This is a genomic window from Rhodococcus sp. KB6 (assembly GCF_001445685.1).
GTDB lineage: Bacteria > Actinomycetota > Actinomycetes > Mycobacteriales > Mycobacteriaceae > Rhodococcus_F > Rhodococcus_F qingshengii.
This window is the reverse complement of the sequence record NZ_LNAK01000004.1, coordinates 1-15,268: the sequence shown is the minus strand read 5'-3', so window position 1 is coordinate 15,268 and position 15,268 is coordinate 1. Positions and strand designations below refer to the sequence as shown.

The 15,268-nt window shown below is 61.0% G+C and carries 13 protein-coding genes; 1 reads left to right on the top strand and 12 read right to left on the bottom strand.

What is annotated here, in order from left to right; translation table 11 throughout:
* Positions 1 to 117 precede the first annotated feature (117 nt).
* The 6 genes from ASU23_RS00425 to ASU23_RS00400 form a co-directional block, all read right to left on the bottom strand.
* Positions 118 to 1,626: a YhjD/YihY/BrkB family envelope integrity protein gene (locus ASU23_RS00425; protein WP_058036900.1), complete on the bottom strand. Its 1,509-nt coding sequence runs from the start codon at positions 1,624 to 1,626 to the stop codon at positions 118 to 120.
* Between the two features lie 51 nt (positions 1,627 to 1,677).
* Positions 1,678 to 2,691 (bottom strand): aromatic acid exporter family protein, encoded by a 1,014-nt coding sequence (locus ASU23_RS00420; protein WP_058036899.1) that lies wholly within the window; start codon positions 2,689 to 2,691, stop codon positions 1,678 to 1,680.
* Between the two features lie 78 nt (positions 2,692 to 2,769).
* Positions 2,770 to 4,890 (bottom strand): xanthine dehydrogenase family protein molybdopterin-binding subunit, encoded by a 2,121-nt coding sequence (locus tag ASU23_RS00415; protein ID WP_058036898.1) that lies wholly within the window; start codon positions 4,888 to 4,890, stop codon positions 2,770 to 2,772.
* Complete coding sequence (locus ASU23_RS00410) at positions 4,890 to 5,882, bottom strand: xanthine dehydrogenase family protein subunit M (RefSeq protein WP_172826974.1); 993 nt, start codon at positions 5,880 to 5,882, stop codon at positions 4,890 to 4,892. The genes ASU23_RS00415 and ASU23_RS00410 overlap by 1 nt, the downstream gene beginning before the upstream one ends.
* Positions 5,879 to 6,400 carry a 2Fe-2S iron-sulfur cluster-binding protein gene (locus ASU23_RS00405; protein WP_216637106.1) on the bottom strand — a complete coding sequence of 174 codons (522 nt, stop codon included), beginning with the start codon at positions 6,398 to 6,400 and terminating at the stop codon, positions 5,879 to 5,881. Before ASU23_RS00405 ends, ASU23_RS00410 begins: the two co-directional genes overlap by 4 nt.
* Positions 6,401 to 6,695: 295 nt before the next feature.
* The gene (locus tag ASU23_RS00400; RefSeq protein WP_156423037.1) at positions 6,696 to 8,639 is read right to left on the bottom strand and encodes a cutinase family protein; all 1,944 of its coding nucleotides are present in this window, start codon (positions 8,637 to 8,639) and stop codon (positions 6,696 to 6,698) included.
* 220 nt (positions 8,640 to 8,859) lie between these two features.
* On the opposite strand from ASU23_RS00400, the gene ASU23_RS00395 reads away from it, so the two are divergent.
* Entirely contained in the window at positions 8,860 to 9,930 is a 1,071-nt protein-coding gene (locus ASU23_RS00395; protein ID WP_058036901.1) for a YhcG family protein, read from the top strand.
* A gap of 128 nt (positions 9,931 to 10,058) precedes the next feature.
* Here the strand turns inward: ASU23_RS00395 and ASU23_RS00390 are convergent, their stop codons facing one another.
* The 6 genes from ASU23_RS00390 to ASU23_RS00365 all read right to left on the bottom strand — a co-directional run bounded on the left by ASU23_RS00390 (position 10,059) and on the right by ASU23_RS00365 (position 15,176).
* Positions 10,059 to 10,856, bottom strand: coding sequence for a hypothetical protein (locus tag ASU23_RS00390; RefSeq protein WP_058036895.1), 798 nt, complete (start codon positions 10,854 to 10,856; stop codon positions 10,059 to 10,061).
* Complete coding sequence (locus tag ASU23_RS00385) at positions 10,856 to 12,706, bottom strand: hypothetical protein (RefSeq protein ID WP_058036894.1); 1,851 nt, start codon at positions 12,704 to 12,706, stop codon at positions 10,856 to 10,858. The genes ASU23_RS00390 and ASU23_RS00385 overlap by 1 nt, the downstream gene beginning before the upstream one ends.
* A gap of 28 nt (positions 12,707 to 12,734) precedes the next feature.
* Positions 12,735 to 13,034: a type II toxin-antitoxin system PemK/MazF family toxin gene (locus ASU23_RS00380; protein WP_019749527.1), complete on the bottom strand. Its 300-nt coding sequence runs from the start codon at positions 13,032 to 13,034 to the stop codon at positions 12,735 to 12,737.
* The gene (locus ASU23_RS00375; protein WP_054781845.1) at positions 13,034 to 13,270 is read right to left on the bottom strand and encodes a YlcI/YnfO family protein; all 237 of its coding nucleotides are present in this window, start codon (positions 13,268 to 13,270) and stop codon (positions 13,034 to 13,036) included. Before ASU23_RS00375 ends, ASU23_RS00380 begins: the two co-directional genes overlap by 1 nt.
* Before the next feature lie 432 nt (positions 13,271 to 13,702).
* On the bottom strand, positions 13,703 to 14,329 hold the full coding sequence (locus tag ASU23_RS00370) for a TetR/AcrR family transcriptional regulator (RefSeq protein WP_253741100.1): 627 nt from the start codon (positions 14,327 to 14,329) through the stop codon (positions 13,703 to 13,705).
* Positions 14,330 to 14,438: 109 nt separating this feature from the next.
* Complete coding sequence (locus tag ASU23_RS00365; protein ID WP_253741098.1) at positions 14,439 to 15,176, bottom strand: hypothetical protein; 738 nt, start codon at positions 15,174 to 15,176, stop codon at positions 14,439 to 14,441.
* Positions 15,177 to 15,268 lie beyond the last annotated feature (92 nt).

The window sequence follows — 15,268 nt, the reverse complement described above, 5'->3', positions numbered from 1 at the left end:
ACCGGCCTTCTCCTCCGGCGAATACCGCCGCATCGTCGGCCTCCCTGACACCCGTTCATTCGGCATGCTTCCATCCTCGTTTCCAAGGCCAGAAGTCTCCACCGAACCCAGGGCGATTCATTTCACGCCCTTCTTGGCAGTAGCGATGTCAGCTTTGACGCTTTCGACGGTCTCTTCCGGAAGTGGTGGCGCCGCGGACTTCGCTCGTTTGGCTCCCACGAGTGCGGTTATTGCTCCGATGGCGATCACGATTGCCGCGACGATCAGAGCTGCAAGCCAAGGTTCGAGGGTTGTGGCCAATCCGAGTACTGCTGCCGCCAGAAGTACCGCGAAGCCGTACAGCAGCAGCAGTGCGCCGGCGCCGGAGATACCGACCCCTACACCGAACCGGGTGCTCTTCGTCTTGACTTCGGCTACTGCGTGCGACATTTCGGCCCGTACGAGGTCGGACACCTGCTCGGTGAGGCGCTCGACGAGTTGTACGGTCGACAGTGCGTGCGGGTCTACGCCCTCTGTGTCGACAGTTTTCGGCGGCGCGGTGCTCGGAACGGTTGCCCGGCTATCGGATCGCTCGGTCATGGTCGACGTCCCTTCGTTGTCTTCGCCGCCGTGCGTTTCGCGAAGTTCGCGACCGGCGGCGATATCGTGTGCGTGCAGACGAGCGTTCTTTTCCGAAACGCTGGTGTCCCGAGGAGGCAGCCGCAGGAATTCTTCGGCTTCGATTCCGGCCTGTAACTGCCGGCCGCGTTCGAGTTCCGCGTCAACTTCTGCTCCGAACAACAACGCAAGATTGGTGATCCACAACCAGAGGAGGAAGATGACCGCCCCGGCCAACGATCCGTACGTCTTGTTGTAACTACCGAAATGACTTACATAGAAAGCGAATCCGACTGAAGCCACGATCCACACTGCAATAGCGAGTGCTGCTCCGACGCTGATCCAACGAAATTTCGGCTGTTGCACATTGGGAGTCACGTAATACAGCACCGCCACCGCCAACGCGACACAGATCAGAATGACGGGCCACTTCGCAATATTCCACGTCGTCACCGCGCCGTCTCCGATGCCGAGCTGATCACCTAGCGCCTTGGCGACAGGTCCGCTGACGACCAGCATCAGGATCACCGCGGCAACCAACAGAAGTCCTGCGAGGGTGACGACCAGTTGCAGAGGACGAAGTTTCCAGACCGGCCTGCCTTCCTCCACCTCGTACATACGATTCATCGCTCGCCCGAATGCGCCGACATAGCCGGAGGCCGACCACAACGCACCCGCGAGACCGATGATCAATGCGAAACCGGCGGTAGGGGCCGCCACCAGTTGTTCGACGGTGCCACGCATCGTGTCCACGGCCGAGTCCGGTCCGACAGCGGCTACCAGTTCCATCACCGTGTCCACACTGGCACGCCCCTGGCCGACAACTCCCAGCAGGGACACCAGCGCCAGAAGCGCCGGGAACAGTGACAGCACAGCGTAGTACGTCAAAGCCGCCGCCAGATCGGTGCACTGATCGCGAGTGAACTCTCGGGCAGAACGTCGTGCTACGAACTTCCACGACTGCGCCGTCAGGTCGGTCGGATCGGAAGGCTTACGCGCGTCGCCCGCATCAACCGTGTGTGTCACCATGCCCGAGTTGCTACCCAGTGAGCCGGGTGTCGAAACTCGGTCGAGACTCCCCTAGCTTCCGTACTCCTCTCGATCGAGGACAGCGAGCGCCGCAAGTAACCCACGGCTGGAGAGAACTATCGAAGGTGCGACGGACGTTGTGACTGTTCCCTGCTGCACGAGCTTTTCGAGTGCGGTCAATCTTTCACGGGCAAGGGGCAAGGTCGTGACGGAACGATGGTCGGTAGGGTCGTGCACCGGACCTCTTCCCGCATCGGCAAAGGCTATGGCCATCGCTTCGAGCAACTCCGAGACGGCACTTTGCAAACTCCCGTTCTCGTTGAAATCGCCGTCCTCGACGGCAAGGATCAGGCCCATGAGATGTAGCGCTGCTCGATCGAGTGCTTCGGCGGCCGGGCGAAACAACTCGGATCCTCCTATACGCAACCACCCACGTTTGCGAAAGTTTCCGACCAGGCTGGCTTCACCGTCCATCACCGCGGTCTCCGCGGCAACGGATTTGTTCACCGACAGAGCGCGTTGACGCCATGAACCCTGTTTTCCAGCAATGGCTTTCACGTCCGCGGCCATCTGTCGGAGAATGTCCGCGACCTCATGCGTACGTGCCACCAAGAGGTCTCTGGCGTCGGAGAGATAGTCCGGCGGCACCAACACGGCATTGACCGCGATGCCCACGAATACTCCGAGCACTACGTCACCAATGCGGTGCATCACCAAGTACGGGTTGGTTGCTGTTCCGTACAGAAGGACCAATACGGCGGTGACGGCGACCCAAATCCCGTCAGGCGACAACCGCGGAATGCGGCCGACGAGTATTCCTGCACCCGTTGCGATGGCCAATGCAGCGACGGTCGGAAGGGTCACCGCCGCGACGGCGGCCACAACAACTCCGAGGACGACCACACTGACCTGGCGGGCGGCCACCCGCATCGAGTTCCGCACGGTGTTCCCGATGATGAAGAGTGCAGCGTACGGAGCGAGAAATGCTTCAGGGCTATGAAAGACGCTGTTCGCGATCACCCACGCGATGACTACGGTGACTGCGCCTTTCAGAGCTGTGATCAAGCCTATGCTTTCACATCGCTGAATGAGGGGATGCTCGAGAATTGCTTGCTCCTTAACCTTCTACGGTCGTCCGAAGACTCATCTGAACAGGACCTTGTCCGCTGTTACCGGCAAGTCGCGTACCCGCACACCGGTAGCATCGTAGATAGCATTGACAACAGCGGCTGCTGCCCCGACGATCCCGATCTCGCCGGCGCCCCGCGATCCCATCGGGTTGACGTGTGCGTCAGTCTCGTCGAGCCAGAAGGCTTCGATGTCTTGCACATCCGCGTTTGTGCTGATGTGGTAGCTCGCCAAGTCGTGAGTCATCACGTGGCCGAACCTGTTGTCCCGGAAGCTTTCCTCGTGCAACGCCATCGACAATCCCATCGTCATTCCTCCGATGAGCTGTGAGCGAAGCGTTTTTGCATTGATTGCGCGTCCGATCGAGAATGCACCGAGCATCCGGGGGATCCTGATCTCGCCGGTCTCGCGATGTACGCGCGCTTCCACGAAATGAGCACCGAATGAATGCATGGAGTAAACGTCCTCGTCCGGATTCTCCGGCGTCTCAGTTGTCGTCTCCACGCCGGCAAGGGGAGTGGCGCTGTGTTCCGCGCGGAACTGACGGGCAGCCGCGACGATAGTAGAGCCCCACGACGAGATACCGGCGGAGCCACCGGCAACTGTGGCGAAAGGGAATGTGGTGTCGCCGATTTGGAGCCGAACTTCCTCTATGTGGCATTCGAGAGCATCGGCGGCGATCTGAGTCAGAGCGGTCCAGGTTCCCGTGCCAATGTCGGCCGCCCCGATCTGAACAGTGTAAATTCGATCGGCTCCGAAGACGATGCGCGCTTTCGAACCGGGGTTCGTCATTGCCGGATAGGTTGCCGCTGCCATGCCGGTACCCACCATCCAGTTGCCGTCCGGACTGAGACCACCACGCACCGGACGTCGTCCATCACGCCGACTCCGATCTTTCCACCCGAATCTCTCCGCGCCTGCGTACATGCAGTCGATCAAATTCCGCCCTGACCAAGGTTTTCCGCTCTCCGGATCCACTTCGGGTTCGTTCCGAACACGAAGTTCGATCGGGTCGAGGCCACAAGCTACGGCAAGCTCGTCCATCGCTACCTCGACCGCATACATACCCGGAGTCTCGCCCGGGGCACGCATCCAGAACGGGACTGCAACATCGAGGGCTGCAACCCGGTGCGAGGTAGAGCGATTAGGCGTGGCGTACATGATCCGGGTGGCAACAGCAGTCTGTTCCGCGTATTCCTTGATCTTCGACGTTTGCTCGATTACGTCGTGGGACATCGCCGTCAGAAGACCGTGGGAGTTCGCACCGAGGCGCAGGTGCTGAATGGTGGATGTGCGGTATCCGACGATCGCGAACATCTGCTGCCGCGTGAGCGCGAACTTGACAGGTCGCCCCGCCGTCCTGCGGGCAGCAAGAATCGCTAATACGTTGTGCGCGTGAGGTGATCCCTTCGAACCGAACCCTCCGCCGACATGTGGCGCCACGACTCGCATCTGCTCGAGTTCGAGCCCGAACATGGGCGCCAGGGTCTCGCGAACGACATGAACGCCCTGAGTAGAGTCGTACAGGGTGACGCACGCCCGCCCACCCTCGGCGTCGTCCTCCCAGATTGCAATGCAGGCGTGCGGTTCCATCGGATTGTTGTGTTCGAGTGGAGTGGTGTAGGTCTGATCTATCGTCACATCCGCAGCCACGAATGCCGACTCGACATCGCCGTCGGTCGTGTCGGTCGCGAATCCGTTGACGTCCTCCGGGGCGTAGAGGTCGTCGCGATCGGCTCGTAGCTCACAATCATGAGGGAGTTCGTCGTACTCGACTTGTACCAACCCGGCTGCATGACGGGCTGTCTCGGGTGTTTCGGCAATCACAGCACCGATGAATTGTCCGCGAAAGTGGACGGCTGGGTCCTGGAGTACGGACAGCTCTCGGTCTTCGGTATCCGCCAAGCGTGGGGCATCGAAAACGGTGATCACGGCGACGACACCCTGAAGTGCCTCTGCCAGTTCCGTTTTCATGCTGACGACGCGGCCACGCGCAACCGTCGCCTGGACGGCGTGCAGGTAGGTGGGATTCTCCACGGGATGTTCGAACGCGTAGAGCGCCGTCCCCGTGACCTTCGCGGACCCGTCGAGACGCTCCATCGGATTTCCCAGGTAGCCCGGTTCGATCATCCTCATCACGTCGGCCCTCCGGTGGTGAGTGACCTCAGCACCGAAACCATGACGCCGCGTGTCAGGGGAATCTTGAAAGCATTGCCCGACTGTGGGTTCGCGTTCGCCAACTCGGCATCTGCGGCTTGCACGAACACTTCCTCGGTAGGCGGGGATCCCAGCAAGACCTCTTCCGCCTTGTACGCGCGCCAGGGGCGGTGCGCCACGCCTCCGATGGCGATTCGGGCGCCCGCGACAATACCGTTTTCGAGTTCGATCTCAGCGGCAACCGAAACCAGAGCGAAAGCGAAGGAGGCGCGATCGCGTGTCTTGACGTACGTCGACAGCGCCGCCGGTGCAGGCACGGGCAGCTCCACTGCAACGATCAACTGGTCGGGTTTCAGAACTGTGTCATGTTCCGGTGAATCTCCAGGGAGACGGTAGAATTCGTTGACAGGAATGTTGTGCTCGCCACGGCGGTCCCTTACGACGACCACGGCGTCCAACGCAGCCAGCGCGACCGCCATGTCGGACGGGTGCACGGCGATGCATTTGTCGGAAGCCCCCAGGATTGCGTGGTAGCGCACGTGGCCGCCGACGGCGGAGCAACCAGATCCGGGTTCCCGCTTGTTGCACGGAGTTGTCACGTCCTGGAAGTAGACGCAGCGGGTAGCTTGCATCAGATTGCCGGCTGTTGTCGCGGCATTACGAAGCTGCCCTGAAGCTCCGGCCAGGAGAGCGCGAGCAAGCACCGCGTATCGGCGGCGGATGACGGGGTGGGCTGCGAGATCGCTGTTTCGAACTGTCGCGCCGATGCGGACTCCTCCATGCGGAAGCATCTCCACTCCGGCGAGGGGCAGCCGACTTACATCGATCACCATGCGTGGGTTGGTCACGCCGAGTTTCATACGGTCGACCAGATTCGTGCCGCCTCCGAGAAAGGCGGCGCCGGGGTTTTCAGTCACCAGGGCCAACGCGCCGTCGACATCCTCGGCGCGTCGGTACTCGAACGGCATCACGGCTGCACTACCTGTCGAATCGCTGCGACGATGTTGCCGTACGCAGCACAGCGACAGAGATTCCCGCTCATGCGTTCTCGAATCTCGGCGTCGTCCAGATCCGGGTCAGCATCGAGGTCCTCTGTGACGTGACTGGGGTGCCCGGCCTTCACCTCGTCGAGCATCCCCACTGCCGAGCACACCTGCCCCGGGGTGCAGTACCCGCACTGGAGCGCATCCTGGTCGAGAAAGGCTTGTTGTACGGCATGCAGACCGTCGTGGCCCGACAAACCATTTGCCGTGGTGATCTGTGCGCCGTCCTGTGCCACTGCGAACGTCAAACACGTAACGGCGCGCCGCCCGTCGAGGAGGATCGTGCACGATCCGCACTGCCCGTGGTCACAACCCTTCTTCGGGGACGTCACGCCGAGGCGATCCCGCAGCGCGTCGAGCAGCGTGGTTCGAGTGTCGACCGTCAGGGTGTGGCTGCTGCCGTCTACCATCAACGTGATCTCGGCATCGATTCGCGAAGACTCCATGACGAGCACCTACCCAGCTCCGGATTACTCAAACGGGTAGCGCCACGATCTGACGAGGCGGCGTTTGCAAGATGGCGGCTAGCTCGCACTCGTATACGCCGCCGCTACAGCGAACTCACCCGCTTCGGCAGTATCGCGGTCTCCCCCATCTGGGACATGTGCTACTTCGTCAGATTGGGGAGGTGGGTTCGATCGGCGGTGGGGACTGACCACGCGTGCCCGCCCCGTCCCTCCAGGAGGGGCCGATCGTTAGATTCTTTTCTTCGAAATGTCGGAGTGAGGGCGGGTTGCCGGCTCATGCTGCGCGTCCGATCTGCAGATTGAGCCAGTCCGAGATCCACTGGATCGCGTTGCGGCCAGCGTTGTCGACGACGAGAGAGTTGTAGTTCTGGTGTGCCCCGGAGGCGAAGAAGGACGCTGCGGCGAACCCCTCCCCTATCAAGGAGGCAAGGTCGTTGGGGTCTTGTGAGCTGGCCATCGTGGTCAACGATCCGGCGAGTGCTGGCAGGTCCAGATTCTGTGTCTGAGTGGTGGTGGACGTCGAGGCCTGCTTGCCGAGCAATGTCGGATCAGTCTTCGTAGCTTTGCCGGCGAGCATGTTGACCGCGACCGTGGCGAGTTCGAGTCCGACTGGGACGAGTCCGGTCATGGCGGCTCCGGCCCCGAGCGGGTCGGGGAGCTGTCCCGGCGGTGGAAGCAGCTTCTCGACTGCGGCCCAAGCGATTTCCTGCACCCGGCCGACGAGGTTTGCCAGGTTGATGATGTCGACTCCTCCCAGGATCGACGCGACGAGCGCCGCCACTTTTGAGTAGCCGGACGGATCCGGGATTGCCGACAGAATCTGTGAGACCCATTTCAGATCGATACCCGCGGCCATCTTCACCAATGGGGAGAACTGGTTGTTCAGATCCCCTGCGACCTTGTGGGCACCGTGGGCGTCGAGCGCGGAGACCTTCTGCGGAAGAAGGTTCAGGTTCGCCAGGATCGCAGGCATATCCAGGGAGGTGAAGCCGGTGGCGACGCCCAGGACTTGGTTGACGAGCACTGTGGGTTTGAGTAAGGAGAGGACTCCGGAGGCAGATCCGAGGACGTCACTCGGTGTCGTGGCGAGTGGGGCGATCTGACTGTCGAGGGTGCCAGCAGCGGTCGACAGGGAGGTCAGGTCCGGAGATGAAGCCGGCAGCGTCGTGGAGCCCTTGCTGGCGAGCGTGCTCGCGGTGTCGGCGATCGCCGTCACCGTCGAGAGCGCACTGCTGAGATCAGATTCTCCGGCCTTGTCTAGAACGTGGCCGGCATTTTTTTCGGCTGATCCGGCGGGAGCTGCAGCGAGCTGCCCGTTCGCCGCAGGATTGGCGGCACCGGAGCCGAGTAGTTCCGCGAGCGGACTGATGGTGTTCGCCAGCGTTCTCGCGCTGGAGGCGACCTTCTCGAGGTCGACTGTGCCGTCCGTCTTCGAGAGTTCACTGGTCAGATTGCCAGTGGCTGTGGCGAGGCTGGGAAGGTCGGCTTGGGAGAAATCCGACGCCAGCGCGGTGGCCAGGTGTGAATTGTCGCCTACCTGGCCGTCAACTCCAGCACTCGGAGCTTTGGTGAGCACTGAACCCAGCGATCCGAGCAGCGGGCTCGAACCTTTTTGGATCGAGCAGTAGAGGTCTTTCGGATCGCAGATCGACGCGACCCGGCCCGAGAGCTTCCCCATGCCCTGCGGCCGCGGATCGGCGATCCCCTTTCCTGACGGCTTCGGGCCGATGACTGCTTCGCCGTTCGTTCCGGAACCGGGATCGGCGAGAAGCCCGACCGCGAGGACTTGCTCTGCCTTGATGGGGCCGGAGCCGTTGCCGATTTCAGAGGCAAGATCACCTGCGATGTCCGCGCCCTGGGAATAGCCGGTGATGGTGAATTTGGTGTCGGAGCATTTCGTTGCGATCTCGGCGATCACGTCCTTCGCCCTCGTCAAACCATCAGATTTGCTGTCTGCGTAGGTTTTTCCGTTGTCGAAGGCTCGGGCCATGTACGGCAGAGTGTGGACCTGTGCCGCGCTACCGTTCGTGTCCGCGATGCTGTGGGCGATCGGTTTGAGCATACCGACCGCGATCGAGGGATCGGCGTCTTCTGCGGTTTCCCAGGTTCCGGGGATGAACAGGTTGAAAGTCTTCGAGCATCCGTTTGATTGGGCGGACGCAATGCCCGGCGACATCAAAGCGATGGAGGCTGCGACGACTGTTGCCGTCATCAGCATGCATACCGGACGGTGGATGGTCGAACCTAGGAACGGCATCAGAACCTTTCTCTACCAGCAAACACGATGTACCTGTCCGCGCGCGGACAGGCCGGACGCGCCCGATTTCAGGTGAGGGCCGCTATGGTGCTGGACGTATTCACTCCGATCAATGCGCCCTGTGAAGAAGTGGGGGCATGTCCGGTGGGCGTTCCCAGCAGCGCTGGGTAAAGATGGATGGGTGAATGCTCCAGCCGAACTGCCCGCCGACTACGCCCAGCTTCTCGACCATCTCAAGTCGCAAGTTCGGCAAGCGCGAGTTCGCGCCACCCGAATCGTCAACACCGAACTGCTCAGCCTGTATTGGGACATAGGGCATGCGATCGTGCAGCGTCAAGAGGCCGAGGGCTGGGGTTCAAAGGTGATCGACAGGCTCGCCGTCGATCTTCGATCGGCCTTTCCCGACATGCGTGGGTTGTCACGGACCAATCTGAAGTACATGCGGCAGATGGCGAGCATCTGGGGGCGCGATGCAATTGGCCAACAACCTGTTGGCCAATTGCCGTGGGGTCATGTGACGGTATTGCTCGACAAGCTGGATAACCAGTCGGACCGCGACTGGTATGCATCAACGGCTGCTGAACACGGGTGGTCGCGCAATGTGCTGCAAAATCAGATCAACAGCGGTTTACGGTGCAGGATCGGTGCGGCACCGTCGAATTTTCAGGACCATCTTCCGGCCGAGGATTCCGATCTCGCTCAGCAATTGGTGCGTGACCCGTACGTCTTCGATTTTCTCGACATCACCGAACGTGTCGCGGAGCGGGAGCTGGAGTCCGCGCTGATGCGTCGGCTGGAGCAGTTCCTCCTCGAACTGGGACACGGGTTCGCTTTTGTTGGACGTCAGTACCATTTTGAGGTCGGTGATCAGGATTTCTATATCGACTTGCTGTTCTTCAACTGGGTGCAAGCGAGGTTCGTCGTCGTCGAGTTGAAGGTAGGCAGGTTTGAGCCGGAGTATGTCGGGAAGCTCGGCTTCTATGTTTCGTGGATCGACGACAACCTCCGCAACAAGGACATCCACGCCCCGACTGTGGGAATCTTGCTCTGCGCCGGCCGCAACGACAACGTCGTCCGGTATTCACTTGCCGGGACAACTGCACCCCTCGCCGTAGCCGACTACACCTATGAGACTCTCCCCTCCCAGGTTCGCGATCTCGTCCCTACCGACGACGAGATCGCGGCAGCTGTGGAAGCCACTGTCTCCGAACTCGACTCCCAACTGCCCGTCAAACCTGACAACTCCGACTGAGAGGCGCCATTCGATTCTCGAACCTGGCCGACGTATCCTCTGGTGCCGAGATCGCTATCGGTGTTTCGCACGAGGGTCTGCGAACGCGATGCCTGGTCCTGCCCGGTGCGTCGAGGGGCAGGGCAGTTCTATGTCCAGTCGATGTGGACGGATTCGATGGAATCGAAGTGAAATCCGAAAGTGTCGCCGTACTGGTCGAAACCCTTGTTTTCCGGGTAATCCATCGTGGCGTGACGTTCGAGGATGGCAACCACCCGGGCATGATCGTCGCCTGCCAAAGCCATGGCGAGTTCTCGTGTTTCGTCGAGACTGAAGGGGCTGTCGGAGTTCGCGAAGTCCAGGGTACGCACTCGATAGTCGTAACCTTCTTCGGAACCGTTGCGGACGGACACTCCCCCGCGGACTCGGATGGTGGCCTTTTTGGGTTGCCCGTCGGGTCGTAGGACGCCGGCGCGGTCCATGATGTCGCGAGCTTTGACGTTTTTGAGTTTCTTTTTCGCGTCAGCGCGCAGTTCGTTCGTTTCGCCGGAACGGTACCGAGAGACCGCTGATCGTGAACGGCCGATCTTCTGTGCGACAGCATCGATTCCACCGAGGCGTTCGATAGCGGCTCGCCGCCTGGCGCGTTCGGTGACGTCGGGGTGCGGGATTCGTCCTTGCTGCGCCCAACGGCGCAGTGTTCGGTCCGAGGGGGGCTTTCTCCCGGCGTCGACAGCTGCTTGCCGTAGGCCTTCTTTACCGATTTCAGTACGGAGCTGACGTACGGAGACTTTGCTGGTGAGTCCCGCTAATCCCCCACTTTTGACCGATTTCGATTTTTCGACACCACTGGTCGCTGCTGTCGAGACGGATACGTTGAGTCCGTCCAAGCCAACGGTCTTCTGTGCAGGTTTGGTAGATCGCGGTTTCGGAAGATGCAGGGCCACTATATGTTTCCTTCATCTTCGTCGGTGAACGCAGCTTTGAGTGCGAGGTTGATCTCGTGGGTGTCGCGCGCGTCGGTCAGCATGACGGTTATGTCCTCGGTGAGCGAGGCGCTCTTTTCCAGAGTCATCTTCCCGAGTGCGTCACTCTCGTCTGCGATGTCGATACCCGGGGGCAGGGGGTAGACCCAGGAGTCAGTGACGGTGCGCAGTGGCCAACGCCCGGTCTCGCGTGCGATCCGCATCGCGACACGGCGGCCTCGCCAGCGGCAGTGTGCGATGATCGCTGCCCGCCAGAGCGGTTGATGGTGGTGTTGCATTTGTTTGGCTGTCCACATGTCGGGGTTGACCATTCGGCCGATGTAACCCTTGTAGCAGGCTCCGATGAACCGTTTCATTGCTGCATCGCCGGTGTCGACGGCAACTTTGCGGGCTTCACGCAAGAATTTCGCCCACTTGTCGAGGGCCCGACCCTGCTGCGGGTAGACCCACGCTTCTGCAATGTCGAGGTCGTCGAGTTCTGCACCGATCCCGCCATCGGCGATGGACGTTTGAAGTGCATCGAGGCTGACGGTGGTGATCCAGGTCTGCACAGGTTGGTCGGCGAGCATGTGTGGGTGAGGCAACGGTAGAGCGGGTGGCAGCGCCAGCATGTCACCCGGTGGGAGGGTTACACGCCAGAGTCCGAACGGGGTTTTCGATTGCCGGGCAGCGTCGAGCGCGTCCTCGCCGCGAAGATGTCGAGGTTTTCCGTAGCCGAATTCGAGCATGCCAGCGGAAGCGAGGTACGCAGCTCGTTGGTCTATCGATACCAGTTGTGTTGCGTCGGAGAGTTCTTCGAGGTCCGGGATGCGGGTCCATCCGGCGGCAGGTTCGAGATCTCCGCGGGGTTCGCCGTCCAGCGGTGGGACCGGTCCACCGACAGTGACGACGATTCCTTTACCGCTGCGGGTGCGGTCGCGTTTGATCTTGTCGACGATGGCGGCGCCGGTGCGTGCGGGGGTGGGGCCGGGGAGCACGCCGAGGTGTTGTGCGCACCAGGCGAGTCGGCGTCCCAGTTCCCGCGCAGCGGGGAGGTCGTCGTCGGGGAGGTAGGTTCCGGCGGTGGGTGATCCGAGGATCCCCATGTCCCCCACGCGATTGCCCCATCCGAAGTCTTTGTTCCAGTAGGTCCACACATAGGGTTCGATGAAAATGTCGACCATGGATGTGAAGTTCCCGGTGGTGCGGGAGAGGTGAACAACGTGGCCGGGTTCTCCGCGCAGTTCCCATCCTGCGGTCAGCATCGGGGTCAGCGTGGCATGGAGGATCGCGGTGAGTTCTTCGGCAGCGCGGGTGCGCAGGATTTCCATGTCATCGACATCGTCTTCGCTGCCTGGGTCGATGATCCATCCGAGAATTTCGCAGGCTTCGATTCCGACTATCCAGATCTGTGCCGGTGCGCCCAGCGGGGTGAGCGTTGCCCATCTGATGAGTTTGTCGAGTTTTTCGATGGAATCGACTGGGCCGGTGAGTGTGTGGCCAGACGGTGTGTAGGTGCCGGCTGCTGTGACAATGACGGCGTGGCCGTCTGCTGCCTCGCTGGCGGGAGGAAGGGCGGCCGGTTCAGTTGCGTCGAGTTCTGACGCCTGGGTGGGTTCCGTTTCCATTTCGTTGGAGCGCTCATCCGGAGGGGCGACGATGTCGTCGGTCCGGGGGTGCTCCGCAACCCCGGAATCCGTTTCGAGACAAGCGGTGTCGTCAACGTCGAACAGAGAAGGCTGATCGGGTTCGGGAACTTCGTCCGAACGAGTAGCGGATTCTGGTGGCTCGAGCTCGAATAGCGTGAACTGCTCCCCATTGTTCAGCGCCATGTTTCATCCTTTCCGTTCACTGTCGTCATCATTCGAGATCGAAGGCGGCGCGCACGGCTATGGACAGTGATTCCTCTTGCGCTGGAAGAAGATAACCGATGATGTTGCCGAGTGCACTGACGGGAATGGTCGTGATGTGGTCGCAACTGACCACCGCGTCGGCGGACAGTCCGTTAGCGGCGCTGACAGACACCTCAGTGGACAGTCCTCGGATCTCGCCGGTGATGGGCGCTACCGTGACGGTCCCGAGGTGTGGACGGACCATCTCTCGGGTGAGTACGAGGACCGGCCGAACTGAGTCGAGGTTGGCTTCATGAATTGGTCGCATCAGGTCGAGCCTGTTGACTGTCGATTCACGGTGTGGTGAGCGAGGGGGCTCAGATCATGTTCGGATGTTGCGGCCGAGAGGATCTCCGCGTCTCGTGCGGCTATCTGACGGCGACGCTCCCGTTCGAGAGCGCGCAACACTAATGAGGCTCGCGAGGCGGCGCGATGTTCCCTGACTTCGTCGTCGAGAAATTCCACGATCTCGTCCGGTAGTCGTACCGCGATCTGCGTGCTCATATGCTGATGGTACCTAAGTGGGATTCGTTTTGGTACCACCATCGCGTGCGAGTTCTGGAACCGATCATTTCAACGGGAGGCAAGGGCCGATGAAGTGCTCAGCGGCCCCGCCGCGGCACACCTTGCCACGCACACGGTTTCCGCTGTCTTCATCGGTCGATCTCTATCTGGTGTTCTTCAGTCTCAGTGACGGTCCCATCGCTGGTGACGTCTCCACGTCGGTACGGCTCGGATCGCTGAAATAGTCGCTATGAGACAAAGCACTTCGGGGATTCGGCTCTCGATGTCAGGCACTTTGTCACTCCTCTCGACGACGCAACTGCTCCGCTACCGTCGAGGAATTAGCAGTACACCGTGCACACGGTTGGCGACGTCACCGCGAGGATTGAGTCCGGTTCCTCTCCCCTACTCACGACCTCGCCAGCGCGCGGACTACGCATCTGAAATCAAATACGCGTTCGCTAAGTCGTCGATGCGTGAAGTGAAATCTCCAGGGTCGCCCAGTACCTGTATGACTTGAACTGCGCCGATAAATCCCGCGCACAGATTCGCGGCCAGGCGCTGGGCGGCAGAGGCGGGAAGCTGTCCGTCTGCGATCGCAGTATCGACGAGTCGGCTGACGAGTTCCACCCACTCACGGAACGCGGGTGGGGCGGTATCGAGACCTGCTTCTGTGGTGAGCCTGAGGCCGGCTCGGGCCAGGGCATCGTCGGCTATAAGCGTCGCTGAACCGTTGAAGAATGCAGCCAACTTCTCGATCGCTGGTATTGCTGATTCGTCGGTTGATTGTCGGATTCCGCCGAGCGCGGTCAACCAGTGGTTGATGAGTTCTCGCGCGATCGTTTCCTTGGAGTCGAAGTGGAAGTACACGGCTCCTTTCGTGGAGGCAGCCTCCGCAACGATGTCGTTCGTGGAGGTAGCGGCGTACCCATCGATCGAGAATGAGCGTGCAGCTGCCTTGAGGATCTTGGCCTTCGTCTCGTGCGCTCGCTGTTGTCGGGGTCGCTGGCGCGGTTCGGGCGGAACGATCAAGTGGTGTCGGTCGTCTGGGTCGGTCAATGCGGGTTCCTTACCTGCAGTCTGTGGGCACTCTGCTGTGGTCAATCCCTCCATGATGATGCAATTCCTGGCGCTCGGGAACCTTGGCGTTGGCAGGTTGCGGCGCTACTCACGTTGTAGTGACGAGTTGGTCGGTGAAGTGAACATCGGAGGCTCGCATGTCGATGAGCGGCGGATTGTCGAAGCCAGCTGCTCGGGCCGCGGTATCGAACTTTTCGTATCGGCGCCACGAGGTCGATGTTGCAACCGGAGGGTTGGACGTCTGGGCGATCAGCTCCCAGGTGAGAGTCGGGTCTGCAAGCTTGCGTCGTGCGGTGTCCTTGACAGCGTCGGGCAGGTCCGATGTGGCAATGAACCATTCGAGTTCGGCGTGCGCCACCGCCTCTGCGTTCGACGGCTCCGGGTCCACTGAAGACCCCGTTTGTTCGGAGGGGCTCGAGCGCGGAGCGCTTTCCGGCGCGTCATGCGTTTCTACGACGCCTAAAGAAGGCTGGGCTCCTACGGCTGTTTCGTTGCGCATGACGACGCTTTGCGTACCAACCGTACCCACACCTGCGGCAGCATTGTCGATCTCGATCTTGTAGTCGGAATATGCAATACCCGTTGCTTTGATCAGGATTCGCAGACCGTGCGTGAAGGCGAGTACGAGCACCGGCGGAATGACCGCGATCATGGCAGCAACGGCCGGGTCGAGAGGCGTGTAGCCGATGCTCTGACCTGCCGCAACGACCTGTTGCGCAACTGTTGCGGAGTGGAACGCATGGTAGGCGTTCCCGAGGATGCTGATCGCGACCACCGCAACAGCAACAGCAACGTAGAATGTCGACGGCCATCGTAAGCTCCCCACTGGCGGCCATTTATGGCGCATTTTGTGGCCATGGTTTCTCCCCGCGTACGGCCAGATAGTTCCCCACCTGCTGTGAGTCAGATTCGGTCCCG